Source organism: Shewanella sp. A22, assembly GCF_053850585.1.
This window is the reverse complement of sequence record NZ_JBSQBN010000026.1, coordinates 1-16,218: the sequence shown is the minus strand read 5'-3', so window position 1 is coordinate 16,218 and position 16,218 is coordinate 1. Positions and strand designations below refer to the sequence as shown.

At 37.8% G+C, this 16,218-nt stretch carries 17 protein-coding genes and 1 tRNA gene; 10 read left to right on the top strand and 8 right to left on the bottom strand.

The window, feature by feature from the left end; all coding sequences use genetic code 11:
* Positions 1–204: 204 nt before the first annotated feature.
* From ACWXWT_RS06915 to ptuB, 3 genes are read left to right on the top strand one after another with little or no spacing between them, the layout of a single operon-like run.
* A complete protein-coding gene (locus ACWXWT_RS06915; RefSeq protein ID WP_456040886.1) occupies positions 205–1,224 on the top strand; it encodes a retron St85 family RNA-directed DNA polymerase in 1,020 nt (339 codons plus the stop codon).
* A gap of 2 nt (positions 1,225–1,226) precedes the next feature.
* Complete coding sequence (locus ACWXWT_RS06910; protein WP_456040885.1) at positions 1,227–2,861, top strand: AAA family ATPase; 1,635 nt, start codon at positions 1,227–1,229, stop codon at positions 2,859–2,861.
* A gap of 2 nt (positions 2,862–2,863) precedes the next feature.
* Positions 2,864–3,646 (top strand): retron Ec78 anti-phage system effector HNH endonuclease PtuB, encoded by a 783-nt coding sequence (gene ptuB, locus ACWXWT_RS06905; RefSeq protein ID WP_456040884.1) that lies wholly within the window; start codon positions 2,864–2,866, stop codon positions 3,644–3,646.
* Between the two features lie 87 nt (positions 3,647–3,733).
* Here ptuB and ACWXWT_RS06900 read toward each other — a convergent pair whose 3' ends face one another.
* The 6 genes from ACWXWT_RS06900 to ACWXWT_RS06875 all read right to left on the bottom strand — a co-directional run bounded on the left by ACWXWT_RS06900 (position 3,734) and on the right by ACWXWT_RS06875 (position 8,677).
* Positions 3,734–5,572: a replication endonuclease gene (locus ACWXWT_RS06900; protein WP_456040883.1), complete on the bottom strand. Its 1,839-nt coding sequence runs from the start codon at positions 5,570–5,572 to the stop codon at positions 3,734–3,736.
* Positions 5,565–5,843: a hypothetical protein gene (locus ACWXWT_RS06895; RefSeq protein WP_456040882.1), complete on the bottom strand. Its 279-nt coding sequence runs from the start codon at positions 5,841–5,843 to the stop codon at positions 5,565–5,567. Before ACWXWT_RS06895 ends, ACWXWT_RS06900 begins: the two co-directional genes overlap by 8 nt.
* Entirely contained in the window at positions 5,843–6,106 is a 264-nt protein-coding gene (locus ACWXWT_RS06890; protein ID WP_456040881.1) for a hypothetical protein, read from the bottom strand. Before ACWXWT_RS06890 ends, ACWXWT_RS06895 begins: the two co-directional genes overlap by 1 nt.
* Positions 6,090–6,275: a helix-turn-helix domain-containing protein gene (locus ACWXWT_RS06885; protein WP_456040880.1), complete on the bottom strand. Its 186-nt coding sequence runs from the start codon at positions 6,273–6,275 to the stop codon at positions 6,090–6,092. The genes ACWXWT_RS06890 and ACWXWT_RS06885 overlap by 17 nt, the downstream gene beginning before the upstream one ends.
* A 115-nt stretch (positions 6,276–6,390) precedes the next feature.
* Complete coding sequence (locus tag ACWXWT_RS06880; RefSeq protein ID WP_456040879.1) at positions 6,391–7,563, bottom strand: hypothetical protein; 1,173 nt, start codon at positions 7,561–7,563, stop codon at positions 6,391–6,393.
* A 229-nt stretch (positions 7,564–7,792) separates the two neighbouring features.
* A complete protein-coding gene (locus ACWXWT_RS06875; RefSeq protein ID WP_456040878.1) occupies positions 7,793–8,677 on the bottom strand; it encodes a hypothetical protein in 885 nt (294 codons plus the stop codon).
* Between the two features lie 388 nt (positions 8,678–9,065).
* On the opposite strand from ACWXWT_RS06875, the gene ACWXWT_RS06870 reads away from it, so the two are divergent.
* The 5 genes from ACWXWT_RS06870 (at position 9,066) to ACWXWT_RS06850 (ending at position 12,603) form a co-directional block, all read left to right on the top strand.
* Positions 9,066–10,343 (top strand): tyrosine-type recombinase/integrase, encoded by a 1,278-nt coding sequence (locus ACWXWT_RS06870; protein WP_456040877.1) that lies wholly within the window; start codon positions 9,066–9,068, stop codon positions 10,341–10,343.
* Between the two features lies 1 nt (position 10,344).
* Positions 10,345–10,857, top strand: coding sequence for a hypothetical protein (locus tag ACWXWT_RS06865; RefSeq protein WP_456040876.1), 513 nt, complete (start codon positions 10,345–10,347; stop codon positions 10,855–10,857).
* Between the two features lie 92 nt (positions 10,858–10,949).
* On the top strand, positions 10,950–11,141 hold the full coding sequence (locus tag ACWXWT_RS06860; RefSeq protein ID WP_456040875.1) for a helix-turn-helix domain-containing protein: 192 nt from the start codon (positions 10,950–10,952) through the stop codon (positions 11,139–11,141).
* 148 nt (positions 11,142–11,289) lie between these two features.
* Positions 11,290–11,685: a hypothetical protein gene (locus ACWXWT_RS06855; RefSeq protein ID WP_456040874.1), complete on the top strand. Its 396-nt coding sequence runs from the start codon at positions 11,290–11,292 to the stop codon at positions 11,683–11,685.
* An 84-nt stretch (positions 11,686–11,769) separates the two neighbouring features.
* On the top strand, positions 11,770–12,603 hold the full coding sequence (locus ACWXWT_RS06850; protein ID WP_456040873.1) for a helix-turn-helix domain-containing protein: 834 nt from the start codon (positions 11,770–11,772) through the stop codon (positions 12,601–12,603).
* 378 nt (positions 12,604–12,981) lie between these two features.
* On the opposite strand, the gene ACWXWT_RS06845 is transcribed toward ACWXWT_RS06850, so the two are convergent.
* Positions 12,982–13,057, bottom strand: a tRNA-Arg gene (locus tag ACWXWT_RS06845).
* A 293-nt stretch (positions 13,058–13,350) separates the two neighbouring features.
* Positions 13,351–14,559, bottom strand: coding sequence for a flagellar assembly protein FlgT (locus tag ACWXWT_RS06840; protein WP_456040872.1), 1,209 nt, complete (start codon positions 14,557–14,559; stop codon positions 13,351–13,353).
* A gap of 296 nt (positions 14,560–14,855) precedes the next feature.
* Between ACWXWT_RS06840 and ACWXWT_RS06835 the strand changes: the two genes are divergently transcribed.
* Both ACWXWT_RS06835 and ACWXWT_RS06830 read left to right on the top strand, forming a co-directional pair.
* A complete protein-coding gene (locus tag ACWXWT_RS06835; protein ID WP_456040871.1) occupies positions 14,856–15,566 on the top strand; it encodes a FlgO family outer membrane protein in 711 nt (236 codons plus the stop codon).
* Positions 15,563–16,009, top strand: coding sequence for an LPP20 family lipoprotein (locus tag ACWXWT_RS06830; protein WP_456040870.1), 447 nt, complete (start codon positions 15,563–15,565; stop codon positions 16,007–16,009). The genes ACWXWT_RS06835 and ACWXWT_RS06830 overlap by 4 nt, the downstream gene beginning before the upstream one ends.
* The last annotated feature ends 209 nt before the right edge of the window (positions 16,010–16,218 follow it).

The window sequence follows — 16,218 nt, the reverse complement described above, 5'->3', positions numbered from 1 at the left end:
TTCTACGAAATTACAAGTTAGCCTAGTCGGGTGTATAGCCAGACTGAAATTTATTGAACGGAATTTGGGTTGCGAGAGACAGTAAAGTCTCGCTACCAATCTTCGTTCCTCACCTAGGTAGCGAGACTTTACTGTCTCTCGCTTCCTCTAGTAAAGAGCTACTATCGCCCTCTTTTTTGAGGGCGATATTTTAAGGATTTAAAAGTGACTAAACTAAAATCCCAAATATTAAAATTACCGACTGTAGTTGAAAATTTTCTTCCTCCATCAGCCCCAAAAAAATTAAACGAGGTTGAGGGTTGGGCGCTTTATTATGCTAACTCGCAGGCTTCTAATGCTCTTGATGTTGTATTGGTTCAGGGGCCGAAAATGTATAAGGTTTATTCAATCCCCAAAAGAAGTGGTGGCCTAAGGGTTATTGCACATCCATCTAAAAAATTAAAAATTTTCCAATATGGCCTGATTAGTGTTTTAGAACATCAATTACCAATTCATGATAGCGCATTTGCTTATCGAAAAAATCGTAGTATTAAAGATAATGCACTAGTACATGTTAAGAACCAATATCTACTTAAAATGGACTTTTTGAATTTTTTTAACAGTATTGATGACCAATTATTATTTGAGCGCCTGTTACATCACAAGATAGAAATTGATGATTTAACCTTGATAAAAAGTTTACTTTTCTGGTCTCCACTCAAGACAATTGAAGGGAAACATATATTGAGTGTTGGGGCACCAACTTCACCAATGATTTCAAACTTTATCTTGTACGAGTTTGATGATGTAATAACAACTATTTGTAGCTCCCTAAATGTATCATTTTCGAGATATGCCGATGACTTGTTCTTTTCAACGGATGAAGAGGATGTACTGAAAAATATTCCTACTATAGTTAGGTATTTTGTTCATCAAATATATGGTGAAAAAATAAGGCTAAATGAATCAAAAACGACCTTTACATCGAAAGCTCATAATAGACACGTAACCGGCATCGTACTTAATAACAATAATCAACTATCTTTAGGTAGAAAAAGGAAGAGAGCCGTTAAAACAATGGTTTTCAGAGCAATAAATGGTCATGCCGATCAAGATGAACTATTAATGTTACAAGGGATGCTGGCTTTTTGTAAGAGTATAGAACCATCTTTTATTGAAACTCTTTATCAAAAATACACGAAAAATAATGTCGTTCATTTGATGACTGCAAATTGGAGAGCCTAGTTGTGAAAAATACAATTATTCGCAAAAGAACTACAACGGATATTCAGGCTGGCGCAGAAGATGGTCATATTGGAGATAAATACACTTTAAGTAAGTGGCATCTGGAAGGGAAATTTTCTTTAGATAAAAATAAAAAACTATCAGATGAACTCCTTGAACAAATTCATAATGAAATACAAGGTATTCCCCTGTACTTTACCAGCCTAACAATTCATGGTTTTAAAGGTGTAGTAAGAACTAAAGGTGATATTGAGCTTGATAAAAACCTTAATGTGTTTGTTGGTATGAATGGATGCGGAAAAACTACCTTATTAGAAGGGTTAACAAAGTCATTTAGTTGGATTGTTAATACACTCAAAAGTGGTTCAAATGGGCAACCAATAAAGAAGTATCAAATTAATACAAGCTCAAATATTAAAGATTGTTTTATAAACTCTAAAATCAAGGTAGGTGATAAGTCGACTTTTGAAATAGGGTTAGCAAAATCTAAAGTTGAAGATAGTTCAAAGGCGAGAAGTCATCTAGAGGAATTTAAAAAGCTAGGATCTTTATATGCCGATATAAATAGTAAATATAAAAATGTTTGCTTACCTATTTTTGTTTTTTACCCCGTGGAACGGGCGCTAGATGTTAGCTATGTTAATTCTAAGTTTGATACATCAAATGTAAAGCCCGTTAACAAACTTGATGCATATGAAGACTGTTTTGGTGAGTTGGGTAATTATAAAAAAATATTAGAATGGCTAATATACAATCGTTCACCATCAGATGATAACAATGACAAAATCAAGAATGAGTTATCTAAATTCAATTTTAAACTAGAACAGTTGATAGAAACAAAATCATTATTTACGGATGAACTACTAGCTTCTGAAATAGGGATAAAATTAATTAACCAAGAACATTCACTTAATAGCCATATAAATAATTTAAAATTAAAGATAACTAATGAAGTTGGCATTATAGAACTAGTAAAACATGCTATTTCCAGATTTATGGGCATTGATAATATCAGGACAACTATTGACGAGGAGTCCGTACAAATTGTTTTCGATAGGAAAGGCGTGGCTATTAGTGCGTCTGATTTATCTCATGGAGAGAAATCTTTATTTGCTTTAGTTACTGATATAACAAGACGACTATACCTATTAAATCCTAATCAAAAAGGATATGAAGCTCTTAATGGTCGAGGGGTTGTATTGATTGATGAAATAGAAGTTCATTTACATCCTGGATGGCAACAATCTGTAGTTCCTAAATTAATGGAATTATTTAAAAACATTCAATTCATAATGACTACACATAGCCCTCAGGTTGTAACTACCATTCCAGAAGAATGCATAAAAATTATAAACAATATCAATGGGGAGCTAGAGTTCACACAGCCAGACTTCTCGTTTGGGGCAGAGTCAAATATTGCTATGAATGATATTTTTGGAATTAAAGCTCGACCAGATAGTTTGGACATTGTTAAAAAGCTAGAACGATTTAAAGAACTAATTATACAAGATAAATGGGATTCTGAGGAATCGCAATTGTTAGAAACAGAGCTAAATGATTGGGCTAATGATTTAGACCCTATTATGAAGCGACTTCGCATGGACATCACTTTAAGAAAACGTCGTAGAGGCCTTTAAAAGTGAAAAAGATAATTAAGTCAGACGAACCTGAAATACTAAGAATTTATAGAGAAAACAACCCTAAAGATGACTGGAAGTCTGGTTTCTACAAAAACTCAGGAAGTGATGGTGTTAAAACTGTCAGAGAAAGCTTAATCCACGAACAAGGCGGGCTCTGCGTATATTGTGAGATAGACTTAAAGCTTGGTGAAGGAAAGGCAAATAATGACTTTAGGGTAGAGCACTTTTATCCTGATAACCCAGCTAATCACTTATCAAAGAAAACAGATGGGATTAACTATTCACTTCATTGGGAAAATCTATTTGGCTGTTGTCATGGTGGAGATGTAAATTTTATTGTTGAAAAAGGGACTAGATATACAAAACCAGATGTTCATTGTGATATTAATAAAAAAAACCATGACTGGACTGACAAGCTACTAAACCCACTAACAGATATTCCAAAGTCACCAGCCTTATTTTATTTTGATGAAAACGGGAGCATTTCGGCAAAGGAACATAAAGATATAGGTCCGTTAGCACTAAAAGCAAAAGATACAATAACTTTATTAAGTTTAGATTCAAAATCTCTAAATAGTTTTAGAAGTGCTGTAATAGAAAAATTAAATCATCAGCTAAATTTGTATGACGAAAAAATCCCCATAGATGAAAGACTTTATGATCTAGCATGTACTTTCTTAAGTAAAAATGAAATGGGCAATTATAACGCCCCTTTCTTTTCCATTATCAGATGGTATCTCGCTGATGGTGCAGAGAGGTTCTTAAATGAATCTGGTTATTAATATTAATTATTTCAATAAATATTGGGTTAGAGGTTAATCGTTACCATGTTTGGAAATTTTTCGTATTCCACAACTGTGGTTGTACAGTTATTGACAGAACTCCAAGTTAGAGCGATTAAGCTCAATTTTACCATTAGCTTGTGAATAGCTTAACGTCCACTCATGTACCCTAGTGACGATTTCAAAGCCCAAAGCCACAATGCCTTTTAACTGCACGACAAACTCATCACCATAGCGATTAGATTTGTAATTACGAGCTTCTGCTTGATTGCGGGAATTCCCGAAAATTCCAGAATTAGAATCTCGGATTATTTCAGGATTTCCTGAAATTGATTGAGTACTGATTCCCGCTGCATTCGTAGCATCCCCCGCATTTTTTCCTGCTGCGCTAAAACTACAAAATGTAGGCTGATGCCCTACACCCTTAGTATCGACATAGGGATTGCCGAAATTTTGGTTGTCGAATCTGATATTGCTTTGCTTTTTATATTGGTATAGCAATCTAATTAGCTGATCATCACGCTTACAAAAAACGCCACCCATGAGTTCAGTGTAACGCCCCCAATCGGAGTCATCAGCGGCTTGTCTAATTTCTTCCACCCACTCTAGGCTTTCATCAGTTATTTTACTTAACCGTCTTAATTCGCGCCAAGGTGTTACCCCTACCCCTCCAATTTGCTGAAATTGACGAATACCCCAACATGAAGCCCAAACACGAATACGTGTTGCCGCGGTAACAGATTCCGTTCCGTAAAGGTCATGATCAATCCCTTCACCATCAATTCCTTTGGCTACATACTTGGCAATATATCCCGTTGCAGAACCTTTATTAGGATCGATGTATTCAACCTTAAAACGGCGTTCTTTTGCACCTTGTTCGTCACCATCTTCTTGTAGGCAATATTCTTGAAAGGTTTCGACTAATTGTTGTTGCTGCTCATTTTCAACAAATAACAATAAATGCCAATGGGGTGTGCCGTCATGGTGAGGCTCTGCTACCCTAAAACCAAATGGGGTAATTTTGTCACGATTAAGTGATGCTCTAATACGCTGAAATGTACGATTTAAATAGTCTTGAGCATCTAGTGGTGTGGCGCCTTGCCATTTAGGGTTTTCGGCACCCGATTTGGCAAAGCAACGATGATATTTAGACGGTGTTGTCATTGTTAGAAATACAGCTGAATAGCCATGCTTTGTGGCGTAATCTTCAAAGCCACGAATGCGAACCATCAGTTCAGCTTTACGGATTTTAGGATTAGACACATTAAGATCTGATAATTCAGCAAGGCTAACACTGTAATCAAGCTCATTGGTGGCTAAGGTATTCTCCAGTAATTCACGACTACTTTTCCATTGCGACATAAAATTCTCAACGGTAATGTTACTGGCATAAATACCACGATGTTTATTCACTTGATTTAATAAACGTGAAATAGTTTCGATTTGCCGATTGTGAAGCCTTCTTAGTTTTGGCTTCCACCATGACTCATCACAAGCACGACGAATCACTCCCATGACTTTTGAATACTCTTCATCGGTCAAGCAATCATGCTCAAGATTATTTAATACGGTATCCGTTAACGGGTGCGGCTGTATTTGGTAGCAAATAACATAACGCAATATTGCAGAGTAAGTTTTGAACAAACTTTGTGAGTTAATCCGTGATGCAATTTTTACACATTGTCGAGCATGGTGATTAGACATTGCCTTAAAATCACGGTCATCAACACTAACACAACTCATTCGGCTACTGCTGTGACCTAATACTTTGCTGATTGCTGTAGTTGTCCGCAACAGGTACAGATTTGCTTCTTTGTGATTAGAGAAACGTTTGTAACGATGCATAAGCGAATTTTTGTGAATTTGTGGTAAGCCATATAACCGCTTAACTATGAAGTTAGCATTATCAAGTTCTACTCTAGTCATGAGATTGCACTCCATGCTGCTTTAGCCACTCAAACCCACGTTGATTTAACGAGCAACGTTGCCATCTTAAGCCTGCTATATAACAGGTACTTTCGCTTAAAAAGCCATTAGCCTTTAACTTAAGTAATGTTCGTTTTTGAAAATGACCTGTATATGAGTCATAACCGATCATCTTGCCTAGGTCGGGACATATCTCAATACAGACCTCGATGTGGTTATCTTGCGATAACCACTCAATGAATGTGACTTGTTCATTAGTAAAGGCGGCCATTACTTGCCTCCTTCACTATCTGAAGCCGTTACGTTATGTAACGGGTTCACTTCTATACTGTCAGAATTGTCATCAATGGACTCGTTAACGGGTACATGTTCCGTTAACGGGTACAGGCTCGATTCACAGGCTTCATGTTGCCATAACAGAATAATGTGCTTGTTAGGTTCACGAGGTGATTCAGCAGTACTTTTAAGATTGCTACTTATATTTAATAACAAGCAAACAAAGATTCCCGCTAAAAAGCTATACAGTGTGCTCATATACCCTCCCGTTAACGAAGTTTTCAACATCGCTTTGGCGGTACATCACACGACGACCAACTTTGATAAAACAGAGAGGATAACGGCCAGTACAACGCCACACAGAAAGAGTGCCTATTGTCACGCCTAAGTATCTCGCCACTTCCGCAGGGGTGAGTAGTATATTCATATTAACTCCGATTAGATTGTGTATGTCGAAGTGGATAATATGATTGGAAGCTTTTGAAGTATGCGCTTGTGAGGGTCAAAAAGGTGTTTCTCAGGGTGAGAAACACCTTTTATATTTAGACTAGTTTTTGAATTTTTTTACTGAGTTCAAGCATTTTTTGGGTTCTGGCTTCGACTTGAGCCTCATATTCTGGAGGTAGTCTAGGTAGATGAACTCCACTATAACCACCAACACCGATGGGCCCATAATCTTCTTCCCAACGTTCACCTGTATCCATATTGATCGCATAGTGATCATCTTCTGTAACATCAATTTCATTTGCTTTCGCAAACCTAGCCCAAGAATGTTGATCTATGAAGTTTTCGTTTCTTTCAATAAATTCAGCGATTAAATCTCTTTGAGGGCGTTGCAATGCAGATAAATTTAACCATTGATTGAAGGGTTCTAGATTAAAATCATCATCGTAGTCCTCGCCCCAATAATTGCTTATTAAATGCAACATTTCATCAGCGTCAAAGTTATAACAGATTGAGTCTCGAATAAGCTCACAATCACCAGACTCAATACAGTGATCTATATTTGGAAAAGCTAAATCAGAAATATCAGTCTTATCCATAAATAATTTAAATGCTTGAGCTGGCTCTATTTGTTTTGCATAGTTATCAGCCCATTCCTTTTGAATACCAGCTAATTTTTGGCCTTTTAAGCTTTGCTCATACCAATGTTGACTACCCTCACGACTAGACACAGCAGATAAATCATCTAACAACCAAATAAATAGCAATAACGTAGATTCTTTATCGCCATCATTTGAGGCTTGCTGGAGCTGGTTATAAAGATTTTTTATATCAACTTCAAATCCCTTAAAAAGAAATGCTTCAGTGGTATCAGAAGTAACTTCCTCTAACTCGTCATCGTCTAAGTAATCCATAGACCAATCACTTTCATAAACAGTCAAATAATGAAGAGCCTGCTGGTTAATTAATACCGAAGATTTTTCTAACAAAGGGACTAGTTGATCACTTATCAATTTGCTTAGTTGTTGAGCAACCTTTGTCGTCTGATTAAAAGAGATAGCTCTTTCTTGGCATCTAATAAATGCCGCTTGCAGGTCATTTCTTGCTAGCTCTATCGATTTATTTAGTGAGGTTTTCTTCAATGCAGCATGAGATTTTTCACCAAGAAAAGCAGCTGTTAACTCGAATATCTGAGCTCTTGATACAGTGCAGTTAGGTATATTTTTTATTTGTGAAGATACGTTGAAAACGTAAGATGAAAGCATGTTCATAAATTAACTCCGCGGTTGAGTGCGAGTTGCATTTAAGCATTACCACATGCGATTAAGGCGAGGCTTCTCAACCAAGTCAATTTAAGTATAAAGATGTAAACAGATTGTATTTAAACTTTCGTTTTTAGTGCCTTTTTTCACTCGCATGTAAGTGAGGCGGGCGCCTAAAAAGAAATTACAATAAAGTTCGAATAGAAGCAAGAACAAACGCACCTGAACAGATTTAAAACTAGATAGATTGTTTTTTATTCTCATCTAGATACCATCGATGAATAGTTTGTACACCTTGATATTCGCTTGTGAATTGATGTTCAATTTCTTTTGCATATTCATTAACTTGTGGAAAATATCTTTCAGCTGATTGCTTTGCATTTTTGAATGGCTTTATTCGGTATAAATTCAAAGCAAACTCACGCCTAAGATTGTTTTTGGCATGACGAGTAAGTTGTCCTCTCTTTGAATGTTGGCTAGCAGCTTCAATCGCCCCTTTATGTTTTGTTACCTCCGTTTGAAGCGATTGATACCCTTCATTAGCATCAACAAATTGACGTTTAGCAAATATTTGAAACAACAAATTGGCTTGCTTGGGCATACCAGCCATCTGACAAGCTATGGCACCATGAATAAGCTCTGCACTGTCTTGTGGGATCGCATTTAGGAATGTGAGAGCTTCACTACCTTTTTCTTCACCAAACGCTTCATGTAAGTTGGCAGCATTGGCAAATCGTCTGATCTCATTAATATCATCACATGGCTCTGCAGCTATTGACTCAAATAATGATGTAAATATCTCTGCACCTTCAAGCTGCTCAGTCTCAAGTATTGACTGACTATCATCAACTTTCGAAAGTGCTTTGGCTAAAGACTCTTCATCAGTGCCTTCAGGAAGCAAAGGTCTAACGGTTGAATCTTTTTGAGTGAGCATGTCGAATGACTGCAAGCTGGCTAAAAAATCGGCTTTCAGATTTTGATTAGCATGTTCTGACGAATTTAAAATATTAACCATTTGCAACTTCAGCGCTTCAGGCATTTCGGTTAGAAGTTCTTCTAACTGATTATCGACTTCAGACTTTTGAGGTTTAGTTTGTAGGTTAGTATCTTTCTTGAGATTCATTACACAATACTTCCATGTTTTAGCTTTAATAGAAAACTATTGGAAATACGCTTAAATGTCCATGATCGGGTTCAAACTATCGAAAAGCGGAGTTTTGAAGAATGCTCGAAAAAAAATCCCAAAAAAGTGGTTTCCAGAGGCGGCACATAGGCGGCACAACTTTTGACGATTTTATTAAGTGTTTGATTTTTATGGTTAAAATAGGTGTTATGGTCTCCCCACAGGGGATAAGCCTAACTAATAGACCTATCTTAACAAACCTTACTAAATCTATATACAGCAAGACTTTAAGCCGTTTCAGGTGCTATGATAACCTTAATGAATATCTACCAAAATGACCCTTTATTTATCTCTCGGGTGGTCTATAGGTGGTTTATGGGGTGGTTAAATGGAACGAGTAAAATTTACTAAGAAAAGCATTGAAGCCCTTATAAACAAAGGTGTTGCGGTATGGTGCAGTGATTCCGAAATAAAAGAATTATGCTTTCAAACCACTTCAAAAGGTGGTCAATTTTTTAAGCTGATTAAAAAGTTTGAAGGTAAGAAGGTCACGGTAAGCCTTGGTAGCTTCGAATCAATGACCGTTGAAAAGGCGCGCACTGCCGCTTTAGATAACCTCGAGCTAATGCGAAAAGGCGTAAACCCTAATACCCAAAAGGCTGCAAAGAAAGCCCGTAGGCTAAGCAGTTTCACCTTTGCTGATCTATTCATGGTCTATAAAGCTGATTTTAATGTCAGAATTAAAGCTGGCGAACGTAGACCAAAATCATTAGAAGATGCTGAGTCAATCTTTAAGCTTCACACTAACCCGCTATTCAAAAAGAAAGATGTTCGAGAGCTAACCAACGATGAAGCGCGAAAAATCATTGCTGACCTTAAAACAGCAAAGACCCCTGCCGTCAGTAATAAATGCTTAACTCAAATCAAATCTATTTTTAACTTCGCAAAAAAAGAAGGTCTTATATCTGATAATCACTTTGCTGTTGCCAAAAAATTTGCAGAACAACCAAGAGAGCGAGTCCTAACAGCAGATGAAGAAACTAGATTGCTGGTGGCACTTGATGATGAACCAGAGATATACAAAGACATTGTGTTAATCGCTTTGATGACTGGTCAGCGAAAGAATTGTGTTCTATCTATGCAGTGGGACGAAGTTGACCCACAGCAACGTATATGGGCAATACCTGCAAGCAAAGCTAAATCAAAAAAAGGCTTAGTCGTCCCGTTAATTCCAGAGGCTATGCAAATACTACAAAGAAGAAGCAGCCAAGCGGAACAAGGCGAGAAGTTTGTTTTTCCAAACAAGCGTAGCAAATTAGGTTATGTGACAGAGAAAACGGGGCAAGGTTCGTTTTGGAGGCGCGTAACAAAGCGTGCAGGGCTATATTCCGACAACAAAGCACAACGCCTCACCTTTCATGATTTAAGGCGTTCTACCGCCACCAGAATGGCGAGATCAGGCATTGAGTTAGCAATCATTCAAAAGGCACTTGGTCATAGCTCAATAGCGATTACACAGCGCACTTATGCTCATCATGATTTAAGTCAGGTTCGTGCTGGTCTTGAACATATCAGAAATGAGCCACCAGCAACGATAGACACCTTAAAAGAACAGTTAAAGGCACTTACACCAGAACAACGAAAAGAACTGCTAGGAGGCTTTTAGAATGGATGAAGAAAAATGTAGATTGTTAGCTGATTTCATCATAAGTAGGGGATCAAAAAATGAACCCGCATCAAGTGATGAAATGAAACTTGCATTGAACCTGCATTCACTTCTTATGAAGTGGTCAGATGAAAAGAGCTCAACATGTGAGGAGGTTATAGCAAAGCTGTTTGTTCGATCAATGATGCATAGTGAATGTAACCCTATAACGAAAGCTTTTAAAAGCTGCAAACCTGAAAAAAAACCAAATAAAAGACCATCAGTCAGCCTTCACGAGTCTGTGTCAATTCTACTATTTGCAAGAGCTAATGGAATCAAGGCTGCGGGGAGAGAATTTGGCTTAACGCCCAGTACTATTAGGTACCGAGTTAAAAAGGTAGCATCAGCGCTTAGATTAACTAAAGAAGATCTGTTAAATACGGACAGTAAAATATATGACTCTCCCGAATTGGATGAAATGCTGCAAAGTATGAGAAAACATTGGATTGAGACAAATCAACAAGGGGGGGAATAAGTATGCGGAGATATTTACTTTTTCACCACTTATTCGACATAAACTAAAGTGTAATACTTACCAGAATAAATCAAACTTAACTGGTGAATATCATGCAAAATCAAAATCTACTAAACAATTCCGAAGCAGCAGCTTATTTGGGCGTTACAGAGGGCACCATGATGGTATGGCGCTCTACTGGGCGCTATCAAATCCCTTTCATAAAAGTTGGTCGTTTAGTGCGTTACAGACTGAATGACTTAAACAACTTCTTAGATAGCAGAACCCAAACCAAAACCGCTTAGTTTTATCTCTTATAGGGATAACACATGGCATCAAACTGCCTGAATAAATTGCTATTAATTTTATCAGGTTAAATCTAGCCACCTATCAACCACTTTAACGAGTGAAACAAACGACATATTAAAGTCAATCAACAATCGAGGTTACATCATGAGCAATAGAAAATACGGCACATCAATGGTACTAAAACGCTTACTTAATGGTGAGCGATTAACGGCAGAACAAATCAGTTTTTTTAGCTTTGGGGAGCAGCAAAGTAGAGTTATGGACGAATTAAGAAAGTCCTATATCCCTTGGGAATGCGACCAATCAGCTAATGATACGACTTGGTTTATTCCAAAAATCGAAATAGACCGTTATTACCATTGCAGGGATGAACAAATAGCGGCTGAAAAGTCATATTTTTACGCTAAGAAAACGGTAAGACTTGACCGAGAACTAAAGAAAGCTATCAAGTGGCGCGGTCTTAACTGGCTTATTAATCGAATAAATGAACAAGCGGCAAATGATGACAACTTTGAAAAGCAAAAAGGCTCTGAGGAGTAAGCTCAAAGCCTTTACATAAAACTATGGATAGCGGTACAAGTTTGGCGACTAAGCCACTATCCATTTCTTAAGAGTATCTCTTATATGAAAGAAAGTAAAAAAGAAAAAGGCTCATGGCTACCAGAATCAATAGAGCAAGCAGTAATTCAAAACGGACTTGAAATGAATCATGTGTGGCTTGTCAGCACAGCAATTTCCTACTTTAAAGCGAAAAGGGACTTTCACGCTTCCAATGCTTACCTTGCTAAGAAAATGGGGAAAGGTGTTCGACAAATACAGCGATATATAAAAGAACTTGAGTGTTCAGGGTGGCTTTATGTGAACAAGTCAAAATCAACTAATGGGACAAGCAGAAAGCTATTACCGACCACAAACACATTAGCAATTTTGAGGGGTGACATAGATGTCATGCCTAGGAGTGACATAGATGTCATGGCAGGTATGACACCAGAGTCACCCAATAATGAAGTGGATAGCAAAGCTATTAATAATAAAGTTTTAACTACAACATCATTTGAAAATGATGCCGAAGTTTTCTATAAGAATCACTTAAAAGAATTGATAGCTAAAGACCTAGATATTGAACCTGATGATATGGTTTTTAATTTTTATGACATAGCAAGTCAATGGGCAAAGTGTGTCAGCAATGTAACCATACCTGAGAAGCCTAACACTTCAATTATTCAACTGCTGTTATGCAATGATACTTTAGCAGGCTTTACCAATAGAAATCAGGTTGTAGAGTTTCTTGATGGACGCTACCAAGAACGAAAGGTATTTAAAAGAGATAAGCCCGTTAATCTTAGTTGGCTGATGTGCTCAGAGATGGACGACTTAGAAAGAAATGGAATTCTTAGTTCAGAAGGTTATGCCGAACGCTGGACTAATGAAAAAGTAAAATTGTTAGCTGAAAAATGAAGTAATAATCCCCTACCAAATCAAACAAATCTTAGGGCGTTATTAGGTAGGTTATGGTGAGGTTATTTAACTAAAAACTGACAAAACTAGACATTCAAACTCAAATTCCAATCTTTAGGGGCTGTAAAAACCATTTAAACACTAAGAACTCACTATGAAATACACACAAATAACGTAAAGCAAGCAGTTCACGACGATAGCTAATTTTATGATAAGTCTATGCTAGGTCGAGTCAAGGTTGGGGCAAGGTTTAAGCACCATTAGAAATATCAAAATAAATCACCAAATTTATTCTAATGACTCTCAAGGTGGTTTATAGGTGGTTGAATTACCAAGTATGAACATAAGGCGCTGATTTAAAACAACTTACTCTAAATATGGTCTCCCCACAGGGACTCGAACCCCGATCGGCCGCTTAGGAGGCGGCTGCTCTATCCTGTTGAGCTATAGAGAGACCCTATGATTATACTGAGTTTATAATTGAATTAAACCTTTTAAATTTAATTGCTTGATTAATAACCAACTAATGCTTAATTGTTAACTTAATCACCAATACAACAGCTAACGTACATAGCTAAATAAACAATTGATCCTTAAAAACCAATCACTCAGGCTTGATCTCCAAGCGCTTATTCATCTACCGGTTAACCAACATGTGCTTTAACGATATTTTTTGCCGATTGTTTAAGAATCCAGTTTTTAGCCACCAAGCCATTACCCTACTTTTAATCACCTACTTCTAATCAACTAATTTTTTATCGCAATGTCGTTCACTTGAATATTGTCAGCACTGTCGATGCCGTCAAATATTGCCGTTGAGCTGTCTTCTGTCACTTGTTCTATCACAACATTGGCGCGGCTTTTTGTGGCAATGGCACGCATAGCATTAAATCTGTCTGGGATATTTTTTTGTAATACAATTTGGAATTTATCGCCCATTTTAACGCCATTTTTACGGCCCAAATTGATGATAATACGGTCGCCTTGCCTTGCCACAATTTGGCCCAATAATGGACGACAATTTAGCTGCTGATCCAGTGACATAACGCTTTGTTGTAAAATATCACTGATGGCTTGCCCATAAGACGATCGCCAAAAGCGTTGATTAGCAGGTGATACCACTTCTTGCCTTTCAAATTCCCAAGGTGCTGAAGTGGCAAATGATTCAGACCAAACAACCTCGCCGCTAATGCCATGGTAAAGAGTTAATTTAACAATAAACTGCCTGATAGGGTCATCATCGACCAAACCTAAGTAGCTGCTTTGTGGAGGTTCTGTTGAAATATCAATAATTTCAGGTTGCAGTAAATATTGGCTGTCAGTGATTTCGCCTAGCCAACTGGGGATACGATAGCCTTTAAAATTGACTAATTGATTGGTGTTATCAATTTTTTCATCTGCGTGTAATCGTGCAAAACTGTATCGCGACTGCGCGTTGATTATTTTGCCTAAATGTTCGGTGATCCGTTGTTCAAAGTTTGCCAGTTGCCCATAACGCAGTTGAGCACGTTCTTGTAAATAGGCTTGTGGCAACATAATGGCGGCTTTAAGTGACTGGCTTTTACATTGCGCATTTGGCGCTTGTTCACTGAGTTCAAGTTGTAATACCACTGTAATGGTATGTTGACTGATCATCTCACTCATTAGTTCAACGTTACTAGCCGATCCCATTCGCTGAATTTGAAAGGTGTCTTGTGTCAGCCGGCCTTGATTAACTTGTTGCTCACTGGAAAAATTAACTCCCGCTTTTAAGCTGGCATAATTTAATGCTTGGCTTATGGCATCCTCTCGGGCTTTATCGATATCGCCATTAACAATTTTGGCCTTACCGGTGACTTCAATTTGTTCAGCAGATACCGCCATTGTCATCAACAAGCCACTCAAACATAGCATGGCTAATGCAGCAAGATTATGGCAAGGATTAGATCGGTTAGTAAGGCTATGTCGGATCCACATACGATGTCCTAATGTCAAAAAAACGTCAATTTGGCTTAATTAGCTAAATTAAGCTTACTCTGTTTTTATATTAAGCAAAAATTGTGCCTATAAAAATTTTCACATTAATTTCTTAAATGAGGCTCTATTATAGTAAAGCTTCTCATGTATTTGCCGATATAAAGGAACGAAAGAATAAAGCGTAAGATGTTGGCCTTAGTGATTGAACTGTTATCAAGCTTAGTTATTGATACATAAGGTGGCTAAATAACTCATTTATACCAAGACTTGCCGCATTACTTGTTAGAGGAATTATTATGATTAACAGGCTTTTTATCCCCACGGTCATGCTTATGTCGTTATCGTTAACGGCTTGCACCCAAACGCCTAATGCAGCCAGTAATCTCGCTTTTACTAACAACGGTAAATTGGTCAAAATTGCCGATGAAAACGAGGTTTATCACAATAAGCTAATGTATGATATTCAATCAGCTGGTTTATCACCAAAAGGCCAAGTGAATGTTTGGGCAGAAAAACTTGTTAATGAATTAGTGTTACAAAATGATGCCTTACGCCCAGACCAACCGTTACTGATAGCTACGCCAGTAATGGCCAGTAATTTGAATACTACAAACGAGTTAGCTTTACAGCTACAACAAGGATTACTGGCAGCGTTTCACGCCCATGAATTTAATTTAGTTGATTTAAATGTGGCGACGAGTCTACGCGCAACAGAGCAAGGCGAGTTTATGTTGAGCCGCAACTGGGAGTTATTGCCGTCTGACTTGCCTGTGTCACATGTATTGGTGTCAACGATGACCCTAACACCTGAAGGGATTGTGTTTAATGGCCGAGTGGTTAATGTGACCAATAATCGAGTTCTTTCTGCGGTGCAATCATTTGTTACGGCATCAAGCTTGTCGGGTTATTTACGCCCTTCTGAAATAATTGAGTCGCGTGATGGCTTACTGTTTCGCCACGAAAAACCAGGCGACAGCCGTTACACCGTATTAGGAGATAAGCTATGAAACCATTGATATTAATTATGTTGTTGGTGCTAAGCGGATGTGTAAGCAAAGACAAGTATGTTCAGTGGGAAACCGAAGCTCCGGCCTCGTTCCCGACAATTACTGCAATTGGTTATGCGCCTTTAGCAACCCAGCCCAGTAAAGAACCATCACATCGCATTTTAATGGCGATGCAAGCGTCAAAAATTGCCGCTTATCGTGAATTAGCTGAACAAGTTTACGGCCAAAAGATTTCAGCAAATAGCGACGTTAACGAGTGGTTATTAACTGACGACAAGGTGAAATCAAGTGTGAGTGGCATTATTCGCGGCGCTAAAGTGGTTAAAACTTACCCTGCTGGCGAGTTTTATGTAACTGAACTTGCGCTTGATTTTAAACAAGTTTGGCAATTGTACGAACAACAAAATCGCCCCAAACGCGTTAAAGATGTCACTTATTTTTAAGGTGGTTGGACACACAAAAAAATGCCGCTGATATCAGCGGCATTTTTTGTGGGCTATCGCATTCATGTTTACAACAGAATGTGTAATACCAATCCTATTAAATATGTGATCTTTCAGCGGGAGCTCAAAGTGCTGTAGGCAAGGCAGATGATTGAAGCGAATAGTGATCCTCGGTAACAAGCTCCTGCGTTACTCTACCTCCAGTATCT

Coding starts and splice junctions, on each gene's coding strand:
- ACWXWT_RS06900 (WP_456040883.1), bottom strand. CDS start 5,572: ATGACTAGAGTAGAACTTGATAATGCTAACTTCATAGTTAAGCGGTTA.
- ACWXWT_RS06895 (WP_456040882.1), bottom strand. CDS start 5,843: ATGGCCGCCTTTACTAATGAACAAGTCACATTCATTGAGTGGTTATCG.
- ACWXWT_RS06890 (WP_456040881.1), bottom strand. CDS start 6,106: ATGAGCACACTGTATAGCTTTTTAGCGGGAATCTTTGTTTGCTTGTTA.
- ACWXWT_RS06885 (WP_456040880.1), bottom strand. CDS start 6,275: ATGAATATACTACTCACCCCTGCGGAAGTGGCGAGATACTTAGGCGTG.
- ACWXWT_RS06880 (WP_456040879.1), bottom strand. CDS start 7,563: ATGAACATGCTTTCATCTTACGTTTTCAACGTATCTTCACAAATAAAA.
- ACWXWT_RS06875 (WP_456040878.1), bottom strand. CDS start 8,677: ATGAATCTCAAGAAAGATACTAACCTACAAACTAAACCTCAAAAGTCT.
- ACWXWT_RS06870 (WP_456040877.1), top strand. CDS start 9,066: ATGGAACGAGTAAAATTTACTAAGAAAAGCATTGAAGCCCTTATAAAC.
- ACWXWT_RS06865 (WP_456040876.1), top strand. CDS start 10,345: ATGGATGAAGAAAAATGTAGATTGTTAGCTGATTTCATCATAAGTAGG.
- ACWXWT_RS06860 (WP_456040875.1), top strand. CDS start 10,950: ATGCAAAATCAAAATCTACTAAACAATTCCGAAGCAGCAGCTTATTTG.
- ACWXWT_RS06855 (WP_456040874.1), top strand. CDS start 11,290: ATGAGCAATAGAAAATACGGCACATCAATGGTACTAAAACGCTTACTT.
- ACWXWT_RS06850 (WP_456040873.1), top strand. CDS start 11,770: ATGAAAGAAAGTAAAAAAGAAAAAGGCTCATGGCTACCAGAATCAATA.
- ACWXWT_RS06840 (WP_456040872.1), bottom strand. CDS start 14,559: ATGTGGATCCGACATAGCCTTACTAACCGATCTAATCCTTGCCATAAT.
- ACWXWT_RS06835 (WP_456040871.1), top strand. CDS start 14,856: ATGATTAACAGGCTTTTTATCCCCACGGTCATGCTTATGTCGTTATCG.
- ACWXWT_RS06830 (WP_456040870.1), top strand. CDS start 15,563: ATGAAACCATTGATATTAATTATGTTGTTGGTGCTAAGCGGATGTGTA.